The organism is Xanthobacter sp. NM-25, assembly GCF_022138605.1.
GTDB lineage: Bacteria > Pseudomonadota > Alphaproteobacteria > Rhizobiales > Xanthobacteraceae > Xanthobacter.
The window spans coordinates 1,121,145-1,139,300 of the sequence record NZ_JACBFS010000001.1; the positions used below are offsets into that span (position 1 = coordinate 1,121,145).

The 18,156-nt window shown below is 68.3% G+C and carries 15 protein-coding genes; 10 read left to right on the plus strand and 5 right to left on the minus strand.

Annotated elements, in window-relative coordinates; translation table 11 throughout:
* Positions 1-46: 46 nt before the first annotated feature.
* Entirely contained in the window at positions 47-472 is a 426-nt protein-coding gene (locus MEU52_RS05070; RefSeq protein WP_443265993.1) for an OsmC family protein, read from the plus strand.
* A 73-nt stretch (positions 473-545) separates the two neighbouring features.
* Positions 546-1,097, plus strand: a complete 552-nt coding sequence (rimM, locus tag MEU52_RS05075; protein ID WP_238119622.1) for a ribosome maturation factor RimM — start codon at positions 546-548, stop codon at positions 1,095-1,097.
* A 73-nt stretch (positions 1,098-1,170) separates the two neighbouring features.
* On the opposite strand, the gene ahcY is transcribed toward rimM, so the two are convergent.
* Complete coding sequence (gene ahcY / locus MEU52_RS05080) at positions 1,171-2,568, minus strand: adenosylhomocysteinase (protein ID WP_238119620.1); 1,398 nt, start codon at positions 2,566-2,568, stop codon at positions 1,171-1,173.
* Between the two features lie 543 nt (positions 2,569-3,111).
* Between ahcY and MEU52_RS05085 the strand changes: the two genes are divergently transcribed.
* A complete protein-coding gene (locus MEU52_RS05085; protein WP_238119618.1) occupies positions 3,112-3,699 on the plus strand; it encodes a CarD family transcriptional regulator in 588 nt (195 codons plus the stop codon).
* 191 nt (positions 3,700-3,890) lie between these two features.
* Positions 3,891-4,076 carry a hypothetical protein gene (locus MEU52_RS05090; RefSeq protein ID WP_238119616.1) on the plus strand — a complete coding sequence of 62 codons (186 nt, stop codon included), beginning with the start codon at positions 3,891-3,893 and terminating at the stop codon, positions 4,074-4,076.
* 69 nt (positions 4,077-4,145) lie between these two features.
* On the opposite strand, the gene MEU52_RS05095 is transcribed toward MEU52_RS05090, so the two are convergent.
* Complete coding sequence (locus tag MEU52_RS05095) at positions 4,146-5,753, minus strand: gamma-glutamyltransferase family protein (RefSeq protein ID WP_238119608.1); 1,608 nt, start codon at positions 5,751-5,753, stop codon at positions 4,146-4,148.
* 145 nt (positions 5,754-5,898) lie between these two features.
* On the opposite strand from MEU52_RS05095, the gene MEU52_RS05100 reads away from it, so the two are divergent.
* A complete protein-coding gene (locus tag MEU52_RS05100; protein WP_238119606.1) occupies positions 5,899-6,141 on the plus strand; it encodes a hypothetical protein in 243 nt (80 codons plus the stop codon).
* Positions 6,142-6,150: 9 nt separating this feature from the next.
* On the opposite strand, the gene MEU52_RS05105 is transcribed toward MEU52_RS05100, so the two are convergent.
* Entirely contained in the window at positions 6,151-6,720 is a 570-nt protein-coding gene (locus MEU52_RS05105) for a nitroreductase family protein (RefSeq protein ID WP_238120282.1), read from the minus strand.
* A 637-nt stretch (positions 6,721-7,357) separates the two neighbouring features.
* Between MEU52_RS05105 and MEU52_RS21765 the strand changes: the two genes are divergently transcribed.
* A complete protein-coding gene (locus tag MEU52_RS21765; RefSeq protein ID WP_273546034.1) occupies positions 7,358-8,011 on the plus strand; it encodes a cold-shock protein in 654 nt (217 codons plus the stop codon).
* Between the two features lie 382 nt (positions 8,012-8,393).
* Positions 8,394-8,585, plus strand: a complete 192-nt coding sequence (locus MEU52_RS05120) for a hypothetical protein (protein ID WP_238119604.1) — start codon at positions 8,394-8,396, stop codon at positions 8,583-8,585.
* Between the two features lie 372 nt (positions 8,586-8,957).
* Here the strand turns inward: MEU52_RS05120 and yihA are convergent, their stop codons facing one another.
* Together yihA and MEU52_RS05130 are read right to left on the minus strand one after the other, a co-directional pair.
* Entirely contained in the window at positions 8,958-9,614 is a 657-nt protein-coding gene (yihA, locus tag MEU52_RS05125) for a ribosome biogenesis GTP-binding protein YihA/YsxC (protein ID WP_238119602.1), read from the minus strand.
* A gap of 246 nt (positions 9,615-9,860) precedes the next feature.
* The gene (locus MEU52_RS05130; protein ID WP_238119599.1) at positions 9,861-12,242 is read right to left on the minus strand and encodes a transglycosylase domain-containing protein; all 2,382 of its coding nucleotides are present in this window, start codon (positions 12,240-12,242) and stop codon (positions 9,861-9,863) included.
* Between the two features lie 353 nt (positions 12,243-12,595).
* Between MEU52_RS05130 and MEU52_RS05135 the strand changes: the two genes are divergently transcribed.
* From MEU52_RS05135 to mnmA, 3 genes are all read left to right on the plus strand, one after another.
* Complete coding sequence (locus tag MEU52_RS05135) at positions 12,596-13,687, plus strand: c-type cytochrome (protein WP_238119597.1); 1,092 nt, start codon at positions 12,596-12,598, stop codon at positions 13,685-13,687.
* Positions 13,688-13,807: 120 nt separating this feature from the next.
* A complete protein-coding gene (locus MEU52_RS05140; protein WP_238119595.1) occupies positions 13,808-16,612 on the plus strand; it encodes a [protein-PII] uridylyltransferase in 2,805 nt (934 codons plus the stop codon).
* 348 nt (positions 16,613-16,960) lie between these two features.
* Positions 16,961-18,133, plus strand: a complete 1,173-nt coding sequence (mnmA, locus tag MEU52_RS05145; protein ID WP_238119594.1) for a tRNA 2-thiouridine(34) synthase MnmA — start codon at positions 16,961-16,963, stop codon at positions 18,131-18,133.
* Positions 18,134-18,156: the final 23 nt, after the last annotated feature.

Genomic DNA, 18,156 nt, shown 5'->3' on the forward strand with positions numbered 1-18,156 from the left:
CTGAAAGGCGCCGACAGGTTGGCGCCGAAACCAGAGGATGGACATCATGAAGACCTTCGGGAAGGCCGTGTGGAGCGGGGGCATCAAGGACGGCAAGGGCGCCATCTCCACCGCCAGCGGCGCCTTGAGCGCCTATCCCTATGGCTTCGCCAGCCGCTTCGAGGGCCAGCCTGGCACCAATCCCGAGGAGCTGATCGGCGCCGCCCATGCGGGCTGCTTCACCATGGCCCTGTCCGGCATGCTCGGCGCCGCCGGCTTCACCGCCGAGGAGATGGAGACCAAGGCCGAGGTGACGCTGGAAAAAGGCACTGACGGCTTCACAATCACCGCCGTGCACCTGACCCTGCGGGCGAAGATCCCGGGCATCGCGGCCGACGCCTTCCAGGCGCTCGCGGCCAAGGCGGAAGCCGGCTGCCCGGTCTCGCGCGTGCTCAAGGCCGACATCAGCCTCGACGCCGCTTTGGTGCCCTAACCGCGGTTCGGCCTTTCCTTTTGTCGCCGATTGGGAAAGAACGGGCGCCCATCCCCTGTGCCTGGAGTCTCCCGTGACCGACCGCATCCTCATCGCCCGCATCGGCGCTCCCCATGGCGTGAGGGGCGAGGTGCGGCTGTTCATCTTCGCGGAGGATCCGGAGGCGGTGCTGGATTATGCCCCGCTCACCGATGCCAGCGGCCGGCGCACCTTCCGCATCACCGCCCTGCGGCCGGCCAAGGAGCATTTCGTCGCGCGGCTCGACGGCGTCCCCGACCGCACCGCCGCCGAGGCGCTGACCAATGTGGACCTGTTCGTGCCCCGCGACGCCCTCCCGGCGACGGAGGACGATGACACCTTCTACCATGCGGACCTGATCGGCCTGAGGGTCGAGGACGAGGCTGGAGCCACCCTCGGCGCCGTCATCGCGCTGCACGATTTCGGCGCCGGTGATGTGCTCGAATATGCCCCCACCGGCGCCACCAAGGGCCGCACCCTCATGGTGCCCTTCAGCCGCCTTGCCGTGCCGGTGGTGGATGTGGCCGCCGGCCGGGTGGTGCTGGCCGCCGACTTCATCGACACCGGCAAGGAGCAGCCCGAGCCCGGCGAGGATACCGGTGCCTGAGCTCCGCCAATCGCAAAGCCCCAAATAAAACGCCGGCCCGAAGGCCGGCGTTTGCACTTGGAAGATGTCGGGCTCAGTAGCGGTAGTGCTCCGCCTTGAACGGGCCGGCCTGGGGCACGTCGATATATTTGGCCTGCTGCTCGGTCAGCTTGGTGAGCTTCACGCCGATCTTGTCGAGATGGAGGGTCGCCACCTTCTCGTCGAGGTGCTTGGGCAGGGTGTAGACCTTCTTCTCATAGACGCCGGGCTTGGTGAACAGCTCGATCTGCGCCAGCGTCTGGTTGGTGAAGGAGGCGCTCATCACGAAGCTCGGGTGGCCGGTGGCATTGCCCAGATTCACCAGGCGGCCTTCCGACAACAGGATGATGCGGCGGCCGGTGGGGAACTCCACCTCGTCCACCTGCGGCTTCACATTGTGCCACTTGAAGTTCTTGAGGCCGGCGACCTGGATCTCACTGTCGAAGTGGCCGATGTTGCAGACGATGGCGCGATCCTTCATCTCGCGCATGTGCTCCACGGTGATCACGTCCACATTGCCGGTGCAGGTCACGAAGATGTCGGCGCGGGGCGCGGCATCTTCCATGGTGGTGACCTCATAGCCTTCCATGGCCGCCTGCAGGGCACAGATGGGGTCCACCTCGGACACCAGGACGCGGCAACCGGCATTGCGCAGCGAAGCCGCCGAGCCCTTGCCCACGTCGCCGAAGCCGGCAACCATGGCCACCTTGCCGGCCATCATCACGTCGGTGCCGCGGCGGATGCCGTCCACCAGGCTCTCGCGGCAGCCATAGAGGTTGTCGAACTTCGACTTGGTGACGCTGTCATTGACGTTGATGGCGGGCCACAGCAGGGTGCCCTTCTTCTGCATCTCATAAAGACGATGCACGCCCGTGGTGGTCTCTTCCGTCACGCCGCGGATCGCGGCGGCAAGCTGGCTGTACCAGCCGGGCTTGTGCTTGAGGCGGCGCTTGATGGCCGCGAACAGCACTTCTTCTTCCTCGTTGGTGGCGCCGTCGAGGAAGGCGGTGTCGCCCTCTTCGGCGCGCTTGCCGAGGTGGACCAGCAGCGTGGCGTCGCCGCCGTCGTCGAGGATCATGTTCGGCAGGCCGCCGTCGGCCCACTCGAAGATGCGGTGGGTATATTCCCAGTAATCCTCAAGGCTTTCGCCCTTCACGGCAAACACCGGGGTGCCAGCGGCGGCGATGGCGGCGGCCGCGTGGTCCTGGGTCGAGTAGATGTTGCAGGACGCCCAGCGGACATCGGCGCCCAGCGCCTTCAGGGTCTCGATCAGCACGCCGGTCTGAATGGTCATGTGCAGCGAGCCGGCGATGCGGGCGCCCTTGAGCGGCTGGGCGGGCCCGTATTCGGCGCGGGTGGCCATCAGGCCGGGCATCTCGATTTCGGCGATGTCCAGCTCCTTGCGACCCCAGTCGGCAAGGTTGATGTCTTTCACCACGTAATCGTTGCTCATTGCTCTCTCCGCTCGAAATCAGCCGCCTCGAAAGGGCGCAGGATGGCCGCGGCCGCGATACCACGTTCGGCAGGGGCATTAGCACGGCGCAGGCACGGCAGCAATCAGGATATAAAGAAATGTTTATATGCTGAAGCAAGGACCTCACCGGCAGGCGGTGGAACCGGCGCCCGAGGGGGCCGCCAGAGTCATCGCAACGCACGCAATGCGACAGCCACTGGTCGCATTGACGACACCCGCGCTTTGATTCTTACAAAAATTGTGATATACAGCCGTTTACAGTCGATTGCTTCCACCAATGCTGCAGGCGCGTGCACCTTCGCGCATTCTCGGGACACAGGGGCGAGATTTGCGTGTCAGCCGTCTTACCGGCGTGACGCGGCAGTTTGATATGGCCTTCGGCTGACAGAGCGGGTCGTCGGGCGTTCCGGCCGCGGCCCATGTCGACAGCGCACGGCGCGCCACGCCCCCGGTGACCGGACCGGAGTGTTTTCGCGCGCCAACAGATCCGGCCCCCGGGCCGGATCGGGAGTGGTCAAAAGCATGTCGCCCAAGAAGAACGCGCAGACCCGTCTCGGCTTCAAGACGGGTGAGCACATTGTTTACCCCTCGCATGGCGTCGGCCGAATCACGGCCATTGAGGAACAGGAAGTCGCCGGTTTCAAGCTCGAACTGTTCGTTATCTCCTTCGAAAAAGACAAGATGACGCTGCGGGTCCCCGTGCCCAAGATCGCCAGCGTCGGCATGCGCAAGCTCTCCGAGACCAACATCGTCGAGAAGTCGCTCGAGACCCTGCAGGGCCGCGCCCGCATCAAGCGCACCATGTGGAGCCGCCGGGCCCAGGAATACGAAGCCAAGATCAACTCCGGTGATCTCGTCGCCATCTCCGAGGTGGTGCGCGATCTCTATCGCTCCGACACCCAGCCCGAGCAGTCCTATTCGGAGCGTCAGCTCTATGAGGCGGCCCTCGATCGCATGGCGCGCGAGCTGTCGGCGGTGCAGAACATCACCGAGACCGAGTCCGTGAAGCTCATCGAGCAGAACCTGCTCAAGGGCCCGCGGCGCGGCGCCGCCAAGGCGGCGGAAGAGGCGGACGTCGACAGCGACATCGAGGCGGAAGAGGCCGCCTGAGCCTCCCCTCCCCCTGCGCAAGGCCCGGCACCCGCCGGGCCTTTTGCATTTTAGGCCTGGCCGCGGGCGCGCCCCTGCCCCATCCACCCAGTCGCGCCGCCCCATCACTGCCGCCCCATCACTGCCGCCCATGGAACCGCATCGGGTGGGGGGCGTTCTCTTCTCCGGGGGCTCAAGTTGGAGAAGCGAAGATGACCATGCGCGATCAGGAGCAGCGTCCCTCGACGTCCAACCCCAGCCAGAAGCCGCAGAACCCCGACCCCCGTCGGGATCAGGACCGCCAGCAGCAGCAGGCGCAGACGCCCGGCCAGAAGGACCGGCAGCAGCAGCAGGGTGGCCAGCGCAGTCCCGGCCAGCACAATCCCGGCCAGCGCTGAGCCCGGCTCCGGTTAAACACCCGTTTCCAGAAGGATGCGCCGGCCTGTCCGGCGCATCCGCGCGTCCGCTCACACGCCGGCCGCGCCGCCATCGGCGCGCGGGTCGTGCGCGCCCTCCACCTGGCCCTTGGGGTGGAGCACCACCGCGCCGGCGTGGCCCATGGTGTCGCAATAGGCTTCCGGCAACACCACCAGATCGTGCCCGGCGGCCCGCAGGCGCTCCACCAGCCCCTCCTCGAAGCGGTTTTCCAGCTGCAGCCGGGTTTCCGGCGCCCCCCAGGTGCGCCCCAGGAGCCAGCGTGGCCGGGCGATGGCCTCGCCCAGCGGCACCCCATACAGCACATGCCGGGTGAAGACCGCCGCCTGGGTCTGCGGCTGCCCCTCGCCACCCATGGTGCCATAGGCGATCACCCGCCCATCCTTCAGCTGCGCCAGCGCCGGATTGAGGGTGTGGAAGGGCCGCCGGCCCGGCGCCAGCGCGTTGAGCGCCTTGGGATCGAGCGCGAAGCTGGCGCCACGATTCTGCATGAGGATGCCAGTGGACGGCGAGACGCACCCCGATCCGAACTCGAAGAAGATAGACTGGATGTAGGACACCACCAGCCCGGAACTGTCCGCCGCCCCCAGCCAGATGGTGTCGCCCGGCTGCGCCGGCCGCGGCCAGTCCAGCGCCCGGTCGGGCCGGATGCGGCCGGCCAGGGCATCGAGCTGCGGCGCCGACAGCAAGTGGTCGAGATTGGCGGTGACGCGATCGGGATCGCACACCACCTTGTCGCGCACCAGAAAGGCCTGCTTGGTGGCCTCCACCAGGCCGTGAATATGGGCGAAGCTCTCCGCCTGGGCCGCCCCCAATCGCGCGTAGAGCGCCAGAATCATCAGCGATGCGAGCCCCTGCGTGGGCGGCGGCGCGTTGAACACCTCGCCCTGCGGCAGGCTCACCCGCAGCGGCGCCCGCTCGCGCGGCTGAAAGGCCTGCAGATCGGCCCGGTGGATTGGGCTACCCATGGCCTGAAGATCATGCGCCAGTTCGCGCCCCACGTCGCCGCGATAGAGATCGTCCAGCCCCGCCCGCGCCAGATGCTCGAGGGTATCGGCCAGCCGCTCCTGGCGCAGCGGGCTGCCGGCCTTCGGCGGCGCCCCCTGCGGCAGGAACACCGTGGCGAAGCCCGGCACATCGCGCAGCTCGTCCGCCTTCTCCACACTCAGCCGCGCCTGGGAGCCGCTGACCGTGATGCCCTCGCGCGCATAGCGGATGGCGGGCTCCAGTAGCCGCGGCAGATCCAGCCGGCCGCCATGGGCGCGCGCCGCCTCCAGCGCCAGACGCCAGCCACCCACGGCGCCGGGCACGGTGAGGGCGGCGAGCGGACCGCGGAAGGGAATGCTCTCGCATCCCCGGTCATGGTAGTGGGCGATGCTGGCGTCGGCGCCGGCGAAGCCGCACGCCTCGATATAACGCACCCGCCCGGAGGGCTCGCGAATCAGCCAGAAGCCGTCGCCGCCCACATGGTTCATGTGCGGATAGACCACGGCGATGGTGGCGGCGGTGGCCACTGCCGCCTCAATGGCGTTGCCCCCTTCCGCCAGAACCTGCCGTCCGGCCTCCACGGCGAGCGCGTGGGGCGCGGCGACGAGGCCGCGGCGAACGTGGACGCTTTCATGGGTGCGGGCGGACAACATGGGGCGACTCCGAAGGCGCCGGGCGCAACGGCGCGGCGTGTGCGTGGGGCGGGACCTTGACCCTGGCGCACCGGCGGGCCAAGGTCCCGCCCCAATAGAGCAAGGCGCGGCCGATGGAAAATCCCGCCGCCGAGGAGAGATGACGATGCAGCCTGCACCCCGTGGATCGGTGCATTGGGACAATCTGCTCACCGTGGGGAGCGCGACCATTCTCATCGCCACCGAGGCGCTGGCCACCGCCGTGGCGGCAGCCTGGGCGCTGGCGGGTCTGTTCAACCTCGGCGAGATCGGCGAATACGCCCTCATGGTCGTGTTCGGCGTGGTGGCGCTTTACGGCAGCCTCGCCTATTTCCGCAAAGCCAGCGCCGCCGAGCCGCTGCGCGGCTGACGCAGCGCCTCAGGGACGCCAGCGCGTCACCACCGCATCGAGGGCGGGACGCGCCCGATCCTCCCGCCGGATCGCCGGACGGCCGATATGAATGAAGCCGGCCACCGCCTCCTGCGGCCCCACCCCGAGCAGCGCGGCGGCCTGCGGGTCGCGTCCCGGCCATTTGAGCAGCCACTGGGCCGCATAGCCCATGGCTTCCGCCGCTAGCACCAGATTCATGCCCGCCGCGCCCACCGACAAGAGCTGGTTGAATACCGGGACCTTGGCGCCGGCGTCCGGCCGGCTGACCAGGACCACCGTCACCGGCGCATGTGACAGATAGGTGCCCCACATGCTGGCCTTGTCCGCCGGCAGCTGGGGATTTTGCCGGGCGTAGAGCGCATCGAGCGCCGCGCCCGCCGCCGCCCGCGCCGCCCCTTCCAGCACGATGAAGCGCCACGGCGCCAGCGCCCCATGGTCCGGCACTCGGGCGGCAATGGTCAGCATGCGGTCCAATTCGTCCGGCGCCGGCCCCGGGCCGCGCAGCGCCCGCAGCGGCACCGATCGCCGCCGCTCCAGCAGTTCCAGCGCCGCCGGCACCGCCCGCAGCGGCAGCGGCTGCTCCGGATAGGCGGTGGCCGCCCCCTCGTGGTGCCGCGGCGCGGCATCGGGCTGTATCTTGTCAGGCATAACGTCCCCTCCCGCCAGGGCGCCGCCCCGCATGATCACCTTTTCGTGAGGTGAGCAAAATAGCCGCGTGAACGGCGCTGGCGACGGCGCCGGTCGTCGCGCGATCGACCCCACGCGCCCGCCAAGCATCTGAGACGACGCGAAATGACACCAACCCACAGCCCCGTCTCGCGCCGGCCCCGCGCCCCGCTACAACCGGGCGGGCCAAGCCACGATGGGGCCGGCGGCGCGCCGACCAACCGGTCACCCCGGTAAAAATCACGATGAGAGCAAGAGTCTTCAACATTCATGTACCAAATGGAACCAAATGTGTGTTAGTCTCGCGTCTGGCCGGTCGAGTGCGCTCAAGCGAGTTGTTTGGACACGAAATCCGGCCTTGTCCATTAGGCTGCGAGGCAAGAAGCGGGTGGCTGGGTTGAGCGTTGTGCGAAGGCGGAAGTCAATACGCCCGAGGCGTGCATTTTAAGCGCACGAAACACGCATTTTAATTCAGCAGTGGTGGATGGCCCTAAGCCCAAATTGGCGATTGACCTCAACGGAAATACACATGAGCCGTAACCGAGACTTCCGAGAGCCGCGCCGCCGTGGCTTTGACGACGACTTTGCGCCGCCGCGTGATCGCGGCTTCGGAGGGGACCGTCCGTTTTCTTCGCCGAGCAGCTTCAGCGCCCCCGCTCCGTCCGGCCCGCCGATCGACGCCACTGTGAAGTGGTTCAACCCCGAGAAGGGTTTCGGCTTCGTGGAGCTTTCCGACGGTTCCGGTGACGTGTTCCTGCACGCCCGCGCCCTCGAGGCCGCCGGCCAGGAAAGCGTGCCTCCCGGCTCCAAGCTGTCGGTGCGCGTCGGCCAGGGCCAGAAGGGCCGCCAGGTGACTGAGGTGCTTGATGTCGACACCTCCACCGCCGAGGCTGCGGCCCCCCGCCGGGCCTTCGGTGCGCCCCGCATGGGCGGCGGCGCCGGCGCTGCCCCCCGGGCGGCCACCGGCCCCACCGAGGAGCGCGTCGGGACCGTCAAGTGGTACAACCCCGACAAGGGCTTCGGCTTCATCGCCGTTGAGGGCGGTGGCAAGGACGTGTTCGTCCATGTGACCGTGATCTCCCGCTCCGGCCTCACCGACCTGGCCGAGGGCCAGCGGGTGGTGGTCCAGGTGGGCCAGGGCCCCAAGGGTCCCGAGGCCCGCGGCATCGAGCTGGCGGACTGATCCCAGTTCCCATTCTGCGCGCACCATCTCCAAGATGGTGCGCGCAGTTGTTTTGAGCCCCCTTCATCCGCACCCGGACGGCCCTTCGCCGTCCGGTGTGGGGGCACCTTCTGCGCTGAAGGGCATGAGCGCCGGCAGCCGCGGCGGCTCGATCCGGCGGATCGGGCGGAACAACGGCGTGCGGGCGCGCTCTTTTGAGCGATGATCCGATGACCGATCATCCGGCAACTGGCGCCCCGGGCCCCTGCGCCGACCGGTCGGACACTTCCGCAATCATCGGCATGGGCGACGGTTTCAGGGCAACCGCCGTGTCCGCCGAAACGAGGGAGACCGCGGCCGCGCCGCCGTCTCCAGAACAAGCATTTTGGAGTTCCATAACAACATGACGCAATCCGTAGAGGCCGGCCTATCTCGCCTCCTCGATCGTCTCAAGACTGCCCAGCGCGACCTGCTGCTCCTGGCCGCCAAGACGGATACCCTGCCGTCCGACGGGATGCTGAGGAAGCTCTCTGAACTCGAAGGCGCCATCGCCGCCACCGAAGCGCTGCTCCAGGAAGAGCACGACAGCCAGTGACTGGCGACGCGCCTTCCGGCGCGTCTCCCTACCCCTTTACGTATACATTTTGGCTCGCCGGATGCCGATCACCCATCGGTGCGTACCCGCGGCCAACTTGCCCCCAGCCCACGCGCTGGCGGCCCCTCCCGGCCACCCCGGCGATCCGCCGCAAAGCGCGCTTCAGCGCCGACATGCCGCATGATGCGGCCGCCGCCGGAACCGCCATCCCGGTGCGCCTTAACGCCCATCTTCCAAAGCAAGATCATCGAGTCACGCCGCGGTATCGGCCGGCCCGGCGCCGCGACAGCGTGGCTTCGCAGGTCCCGCGCGCATCCGCCGTTGGGTAGGCGCGCCTGTCTTGGGTCCCGCTTGCGTGAGGCCCTCGTGGCCTCAGCCGGCGCGCTCGGCGATCAATTGGGCGATGGCGGCCCGCAACTCGGCAAAGCCCGCACCGGTGGTGCTGGAGGTGGGAAAGACCTGCGGATAGGCCGCCGGCCGCTTGCGGATCTTGTCCTCGATGGCGGCGATCACCTGCGGCAACGCACTCGGCTTCACCTGATCCACCTTGGTCAGAACGATGGCGTAGGACACCGCCGCCTTGTCGAGCAGATCGAGAATGTCCTCGTCCACCGCCTTGATGCCGTGCCGCGAATCGATGAGCACGAAGACCCGGGCGAGATTAACCCGGCCGCGCAGATAGGACCGGATGGTCTGGGTCCAGGCGTCCACCTTGTCCTTCGGCGCCTTGGCGAAGCCATAGCCGGGCATGTCCACCAGCGAGAGCTGCGGCCCCACGCGAAAGAAGATCAGCTCCTGCGTCCGCCCCGGCGTCACCGAGGTGCGCGCCAACGCCTTGCGCCCGGTCAGCGCATTGACCAGCGACGACTTGCCCACATTGGAGCGCCCCGCCAGCGCCACCTCGATGCCCAGCATGGCGGGCAGCGTCTCGATGGTGGGCGCGGCCGCCAGAAACTGCCAGTCTCCGGCGAACAGCAGCCGTCCGGCTTCGATGAAGGGATTGGGGGCGTCGGGATCGGAAGCGGTCATCCCGCCTTATCCTAGAGCCCGCGGCGAAGCGCAACCCTCCCCTGGCCCCCGCGCCGCGCCGGCTGGCGCGTCCCGGTGGCCGCCGGCCATCCGGGCCTCATATCTTGACTTCGACCACCGCCGGGAGCGCCGGGGGGGGGGTCTCCGCCGTATCGTCGCTGGTGGTGCCATCCCCGGTCAGCGACCGGGAGGCGGGATCGGACACCGCAAGGGGCACCAGGCGCTCTGGTGGGCTGCACCGTGGCTTCAGCGCCGGCCCTGGCCGAGGAAGGTCTCAGCGAACCAGCGATCAATGGTCATGGGCGGCTCACGTTGCGGCGCCGGCCCACCGCCGATCTGCCCCACCACCGCCGGCGGGCGGTCGTCCGGCAGGTTCTCCGGCGGCAGATAAGAGCCGCCCGGCTCGCCATAGCCGACACCGCCGAAACCGGCGGTGCGGGTGCCGCCCGGCAGCTCGGCCACCGGCAGCCCCTTGTGCGCCACCTTCATGTAGCGGCTCCAGATCTCCACCGGCAGGTTGGCGCCCGAGGCCCTCTTGGTGGGGGAGGAATCGTCATTGCCCAGCCACACCACGGTAACGAAGCGGGCGGTGTAGCCGACAAACCAGGCGTCGCGATAATCCTGCGATGTGCCGGTCTTGCCGGCCGCCTCCCAGCCGGGCAAATCGGCGCGCCGGGCGGTGCCCATGATCAGGGTCTGGGTCAGCATCTGGTTCATCTCGGCGGCGTAGGCCGGGTCCATCACCCGCCCGGGACCAGAGCCGGCGCGCTGGTACAGCACCTGGCCCTGGGCATCCTTCACCGTCTCGATCACATAGGGAATGACGCCGATGCCGCCATTGGCAAACGGCACATAGGCGCCCGCCAGCTCCAGCACCGAGACTTCCGATGTGCCCAGCGCGATGGAGGGGTTGGGATCGAGGTTGGAGACGATGCCCAGCCGATGGGCAGTCGCCACCACCGCCTTCGGCCCCACCTCCAGCGCCAGACGCACGGAAACCGTGTTCAGCGACAGCGCCAGCGCGGTGGTGAGGGAGACCGGCCCGCGATAGTCGTGGCTGGCGTTCTCCGGCCGCCAGCCCTTGAGCTGGATCGGCGCATCCTCGCGAATGGTGTCCGGGGTCAGGCCGGATTCCAGGGCGGTGAGATAGATGAACGGCTTGAACGCCGAACCCGGCTGACGCTTGGCGGTGACGGCGCGATTGTATTGGCTCTTCTCATAGGAGCGCCCGCCCAGCAGGGCCTTCACCGCGCCATCGGTGTCGAGGGACACCATCGCCCCCTGCTCCACCCCATATTTGGTGCCGGATTTGGCCAAGGTCTCGTCCAGCGCCTTCTCCGCGGTCTGCTGCAGAGTGCCGTCGATGGTGGTGCGCACGGTCACGTCGCCGCTCAGGAGCCCGACGAAGGAATCGAGCTGGTCCATCACCCAGTCGGCCACATAGCCCATGGAATCGGGCGCCTTCGGCGGTGCCAGCTGGGCGGGGCGGGCGAGCGCGGTCTCGGCCATCTGCGGGGTGATGAGCCCCTGCTGCTTCATGGCATGGAGCACCAGCGCCGCGCGCGCCTGGGCCCCCTTCAGATTGCGGGTGGGCGCCAGCCGCGAGGGTGAATTGACAAGGCCGGCCAGCATCGCCGCCTCAGCCAGGGTCACCTGCCGCGCCGATTTGCCGAAATAGCGCTGGGCCGCCGCTTCCACGCCATAGGCGCCGGCGCCGAAATAGACGCGGTTCAGGTAGAGATCGAGAATCTCGTTCTTGCTGAACTTCTGTTCCAGCCACAGGGCCAGCACCAGTTCCTGGATCTTGCGGGAGGCGGTGCGCTCCTGGGTCAGGAACAGGTTCTTGGCCAGCTGCTGGGTCAGGGTGGAACCGCCCTGCCGCAGCCGGCGGGAGGTGAGGTTGGTGACGAGGGCACGCGCCAGGCCTTCCGGATCAAGACCGAAATGGCTGTAGAAGCGCTGGTCTTCGATGGCCACGAACGCCTTGGGCAGATAGGGCGGCAGCTCGCCGATGGGCACCGCCACCCCGCCCATGTCGCCACGGGTCGCCAAGGTTTTTCCATCAGCGCCCTGGATGGTGACCGTGGGCGGCCGCTTGGGGATCATCAGCGTCTGCATGGGCGGCAGCTTGGAAGCCTCATAGGCGATGACCCCGGCCACCGCGATGACCCCCCACACGGCCAGGACCATGCCCCATTTGACGAGGCCCCACAGCAGCGAGCGCCGCCGCCGGACGGGGCGCGCCCGCGCCGGCTTCTCGGCCTTTGCCCTGCTCCGTTTGTGCGCCCGACCGCTCAGCTCCGCATCTCCTCTGGCTCCACGCCCCGCGGCGTCCGGCACCGGCACCTCCGGCGCGGGGGCCCCGCGCTCCGGTGCCGCCGCGGCCCGCGCCGCCCGTGGGGTGTCCCGCCCGTCCGGCGGCGGATTCAAGGGGGGGACACGATCGAAGCGATCGAGCGCCGGCGGTTCCTTGTGGACCGGCCGCGCCGTCTTCCGCGCCGGCCGCGTTCCGCCGACCGGGCGATCCTCCGCCGACAGCCGGATGTCGAAGCGCGAGTCCGCATGGGCCTCCCCCTTGGGGGTGGTGGGCTCGCGCCCTGTCCCTTCGCCGTAACCTCGCGTCGCCATCCGTCGTCCTGTCCGTTCGCCTGCGGCTCTCCGAATCCCCTTCCACCACTCAAATGGGGCGAAAACGGCAGTGGCTGGGCTGTGCGCCCCCATTTGCGGCCATCGCCCCCACCTTCACTGTGCCGATGCCGCCATGAAGGGGGCGTTAAGGCGCACCGACGCAGCGGCCGCCCGAGCCCGGCACAACTTCCTTAAGGTTCACTTAAGGTTGGCCGTTCACAGGGTGGGCCAAGCCTGTGCCCGCGCACGGGCGGCATTGCGCATCTCACAGCTTTCAGTCGGCAGCTTATTTCTCGATAGGACGAAGGCATTTTCAGCGCCTTCCAAGATCGAAGACATAATCCGGAGGAAAAATGGACTACCCTGTCGTCGGTTCCTATGTATTCGCCTTCGCGGTGGCCCTCGGCTACTTCGCCTATCACGATGGCCAGCGGCAGGCGCCGGCCACCCCGCCGGTGCAACAGGTGGCGGCGAAGAGCGCGCCGGCGGCAGAGCCGGCCGGCTGGACCGTGCCCGACGTGGATGCGCTGCCGGACAACGCCTATGGTCGCATGGTGCGCAAAGGCCGCGAGCTGACCCAGCGGACCTTCGCCCACCTGGGACCGGAGGTGGCGGACCCCGCCATGCGCTTCGCCGGCAACAATCTCGCCTGCCAGAGCTGCCACCTGGAAGCCGGCACCAAGGAATACGGCCTGCCGTTCGTCGGCGTGTTCGCGGATTTTCCCATGTATCGCGGGCGCGAGGGCCGGGTCGCCTCCCTGGAGGACCGCATCAACGGCTGCATGACCCGCTCCATGGATGGCCAGCCGCTGCCGGTGGATTCCGAGCCGATGATGGCGTTCGTCAGCTACATCAAGTTCCTGTCGTCCGACCGGCCCATCGGCCATCCCACTCCGGGCCGCGGCACCCCCAAGCTGGCCGAGCTCGACCGTCCGGCGAGCCCGGAAAAGGGCTCCATCGTGTTCGAGCAGCACTGCGCCTCGTGTCATGGTCCGGAGGGACGCGGCAAGCGGGTCGGCGCGGTGGGCGATGGCAAGGGCTATGAATTCCCGCCCCTGCGCGGCAGCGACACCTTCAACAACGGCGCCGGCATGGCTCGGCTGATCACCGCCGCCAGCTTCGTGCGTGCCAACATGCCGTTCGGCACCAGCCACGACGCGCCGGTGCTGACCGAAGAGGAGGCCTGGGACGTCACCGCCTATGTGGAGGCCATGGACCGGCCGCAGCGGGAGGGAATCGACAAGGATTATCCCAAGCTCACCGAGAAGCCGGTGGATGCCGCCTATGGCCCCTTCGCCGACAGCCTGCCGGCCGCCCAGCACAAATACGGGCCATTCCAGCCGATCCGCGACGAGATCAAGAAGCTGAAGGCCAAGGCGGCCGAGGGTAAGGCGGCCGAGAGCAAGGCGGCCGAGAGTGCGGCGGCGCCCAAAACCACCAACTGAGCCCACGCGCCCCGGCCATGTGCGGCCGGGGCGCCAGCCCGCGCAATGCACCGCTCGCGATGGCGCGCGGATTGCGGTAAGGATGGCGGCTGTTCTCCAAGTGGTTTCAGATCGCCGCGCATGTCCAGTGTCCGTACCTCCAAAGCCCGCACCATCGGCGAACCCTTCGAGGGGCAAAAGCTGCGTGCCGACGTCCGCGAGATCGCCCGCGCCCACCAGGGCCGCGATCTCGAATTGCGCAATGCGGTGGTCGCCTACCTGAAGACCGCCATGCAGGAGGCGCGGACCGAAGCCGAACGGCTCTTGAAAGAGGATGGCTGCGGCCGCTGCTGCGCCATGCGCCTGTCCGCCTTCCAGGACGCCATGATCGCCAGCGCCCATGAGGTGGCCACCACCATCCTCTATCCGGCGGACAATCCCTCCCGCTCCGAGCGCATGTCCATCGCCGCCGTGGGCGGCTACGGGCGCGGCATGCTGGCGCCGGGCTCCGACACCGACATCCTGTTCGTGCTGCCCTACAAGCAGACCGCCTGGGGCGAGAGCGTGGCCGAGGCCATTCTCTATATTCTGTGGGATCTCGGCCTGAAGGTGGGCCACGCCACCCGTTCGGTGGACGAGTGCCTGCGCCAGGCCCGCGCCGATTTCACCATCCGCACCTCGATCCTGGAAGCGCGCTACCTCGCCGGCGACCGCGCGTTGTTCGACGACCTGCAGACCCGCTTCGACAAGGAGGTGGTGGACGGCACCGCCGCCGAGTTCGTCGCCGCCAAGATGGCCGAGCGGGAGGAGCGCCTGCGCCGGGCCGGCCAGTCGCGCTATCTGGTGGAGCCCAACGTCAAGGACAGCAAGGGCGGCCTTCGGGACCTGCACACCCTGTTCTGGATCGCCAAATACGTCTACCGGGTGCAGACTGCCAGCCAATTGGTGGCCAAGGAGGTGTTCACCCGCGAGGAAGCCCGCCTCTTCACCCGCTGCGAGGACTTCCTGTGGTCGGTGCGCTGCCACCTCCACTTCCTCACCGGCCGGGCGGAGGACCGCCTGTCGTTCGACGTGCAGCGGGAGATGGCGCAGCGGCTCGGCTATACGGAGCACCCCGGCCAGAGGGACGTGGAACGCTTCATGAAGCACTACTTCCTGGTGGCCAAGGACGTGGGCGACCTCACCGCCATCCTGTCCGCCGCTTTGGAAGAGCATCAGGCCAAGCCCGTCCCGGGCCTGCGCGGCATGGTGGAGCGCTTCCGCGGCGGCCACCGCCGCAGCACCCTGAAGGACAGCCCCGACTTCATCCTCGATCACGACCGGCTCAACGTGTCCGACGCCGAGGCGTTCAAGCGCGATCCGGTCAACCTCATCCGCATCTTCCACGTGGCCGACAAGCGCAACCTGGCGCTCCACCCGGACGCCATGCGCCTCGCGGCCCGCTCGCTGGGGCTCATCGACGCCAAGCTGCGGGAAAATCCGGAGGCCCACCGCCTGTTCCTGGAGGTGCTCTCCTCCAAGACCGCGCCGGAAACGGTGCTGCGGCGCATGAACGAAGCGGGCGTGCTGGGCCGCTTCCTTCCCGATTTCGGGAAGATCGTCGCCATGATGCAGTTCAACATGTACCACCACTATACGGTGGACGAGCACCTGCTGCGCTGCATCGGCGTGCTTTCGGAGATCGAGCACAAGACCAATCCCGAGAACGGCCTCGCCAACGAGCTGATGCCGACGCTGAAGAACCGCACCCTGCTCTATGTGGCGATGCTGCTGCACGACATCGCCAAGGGCCGGCCGGAGGATCATTCCATCGCCGGCGCCCGCATCGCCCGCCGCCTGTGCCCGCGGCTCGGCATGAGCCCGGTGGAAACCGATACCGTGGCCTGGCTGGTGGAGCAGCACCTGGTGATGTCCACCGTCGCCCAGTCCCGCGATCTCTCCGACCGCAAGACCATCGAGAATTTCGCCGCCGTGGTGCAGAGCCTGGAACGGCTGAAGCTGCTCACCATCCTCACCACCGCCGACATCCGCGCGGTGGGCCCGGGCACCTGGAACGGCTGGAAGGCGCAGCTGCTGCGCACGCTTTACTATGAGACCGAGCCGGTGCTCACCGGCGGCTTCTCCGAGGTGGACCGCGGCAAGCGCGTCAACGCCGCCCAGGGGCAGTTCCGCCACGCCCTCACCGACTGGCCCGACGCCAAGGTGGATGCCTATGTGGCCCGCCACTATCCCTCCTATTGGCTGCGCATGGACCTGGAGACCAAGCTGCGCCACGCCCGCTTCATCGACGCCACGGAAGCGGCGGGGGAGAGCATCGCCACCCAGATCACCCTGGAGCCCGAGCGGGGCGTGACCACCCTCACGGTGCTGGCGCCCGACCATCCCAAGCTGTTGTCCATCATCGCCGGGGCCTGCGCGGCGGCGGGGGCCAACATCATGGATGCCCATATTTCCACCACCACCGATGGCCTCGCGCTCGATTCCATCGCCATTCGCCGCGGCTTCGACATGAACGAGGACGAGGAGCGGCGCGCCACCCGCGTGCGCGAGGCGGTGGAGCAGGCGCTGAAGGGGGAGGTGCGGCTGCCGGAGGTGATGGCCCGCAAGCTGCCCAAGAGCGGCCGGCGCACCTTCTCGGTGGAACCGGAAGTGACGGTGAACAACGCCTGGTCCAACCGCCACACGGTGGTGGAGGTCTCCGGCCTCGACCGGCCCGGCCTGCTGTTCGCCCTCACCAACACCCTGTCGAAGCTCAACCTCAACATCGCCTCGGCCCATGTGGCCACCTTTGGCGAGCGGGCGGTGGACGTGTTCTACGTCACCGACCTGATGGGCGCGAAGATCACCGCCGCCGCCCGCCAGTCGGCCATTCGGCGGGCGCTCATGGCGGTGTTCGAGGGGCCCGTGGAGGATGAGGACACGCCCCGCCGCGCCGCCCGGGCGTGAGTCCTTCCGACCGCCAGCGCGGATGCCGCGGCCGCCCGCGCCGCACGCATGATCACGACACGCATGATCACGATGCGTGACAGCATTGCACATTCGATCACGACCACCGCCGCACGCGCCGGGGTCGGCGCCGAGGGGCGCCGAGGGGCGCAGAGCGTTGATCGCAGAGGATTTTTATGTCACCCGGCGGCGCCGGAAACCGCCGCGGCGCGACCGTCCCATGGACCCGCGCCGGCCGATGGCCCATTTTTCGCCTTGCTCCCATGGCCTGAGAGATGCGAGCAAGTTGCAGCTGAGATCCGGCCCCTGGCTTCGACCCCCCTTTTCCCTGCGACACCCACAGCGGACATGAACGCGCCTTCCACCCTCCTCGATATTGATGGCGATCCGGCTTCCATCCGCGTGGTGGTGGCCATGTCGGGTGGCGTCGATTCGTCGGTGGTGGCCGGCCTGCTGGCCCGGGCCGGATACGACGTGGTGGGCGTGACCCTGCAGCTCTACGACCACGGCGAGGCGGCCCACCGCCGCGGCGCCTGCTGCGCCGGCCAGGACATCTATGACGCCAGCGAAGTGGCCCGCACCCTGGGCATTCCCCATTACGTGCTGGATTATGAAAGCCGGTTCCGCGAGGAGGTGATCGACCGCTTCGCCGCCAGCTATGCCTCGGGGGTCACCCCCATTCCGTGCGTGGACTGCAACCGCACCGTCAAGTTCCGCGACCTGCTGGCCACCGCCGAAGAGCTGGGCGCGCAGGTGCTGGCCACCGGCCATTACGTCTCCAGCCGGGCCCTGCCCGATGGTCGTCGCGCCCTCTACCGGGCGGCGGAAGAGGCCCGCGACCAGAGCTATTTCCTGTATGCCACCACCGCGGCCCAGCTGAAGAAGCTGCGCTTTCCGCTGGGGGACCGGCGCAAGTCGGACGTGCGGGCGCTGGCGGCCGAGCTGGGTCTGCCGGTGGCGGACAAGCCCGACAGCCAGGACATCTGCTTCGTGCCCGGCGGCAATTATGCCGAGGTGGTGGAGCGGCTGCGACCGGAAGCGGCGGAGCCGGGCGACATCGTCCACCTGGATGGCCAGGTGCTCGGCCGGCATCGGGGCGTGATGCATTACACCATCGGCCAACGCAAAGGCCTCGGCATTGCCAGTCCCGAGCCGCTTTACGTGGTGGGCATCGATGCGCGCCAGCATCAGGTGGTGGTGGGCCCGCGCGCGGCGCTGAAAGTGCGCACCATCGCCATCGCCGACGTGAACTGGCTGGGCGACACACCGTTTGACGCGGCCTGCGCCGCCGGTACCGAGGTGCAGGTCAAGGTGCGCTCCACCCGCGCCCCCGCCCCCGGCCATCTGGGCCGGGACGCGGCCGGCCAGCCGGTGGTGCATCTGGCGCTCGGTGAAGAAGGCGTTGCACCGGGGCAGGCTTGCGTGTTTTACGATGCGGCCGGGGCGCAGGCGCGCCTGCTGGGTGGCGGAACCATTTTGAAGGCGGAGCGGGACGCGCGCAGCATGGCCGAGGTGGCCTGAGGGCCACCAGCCATCGACGACCG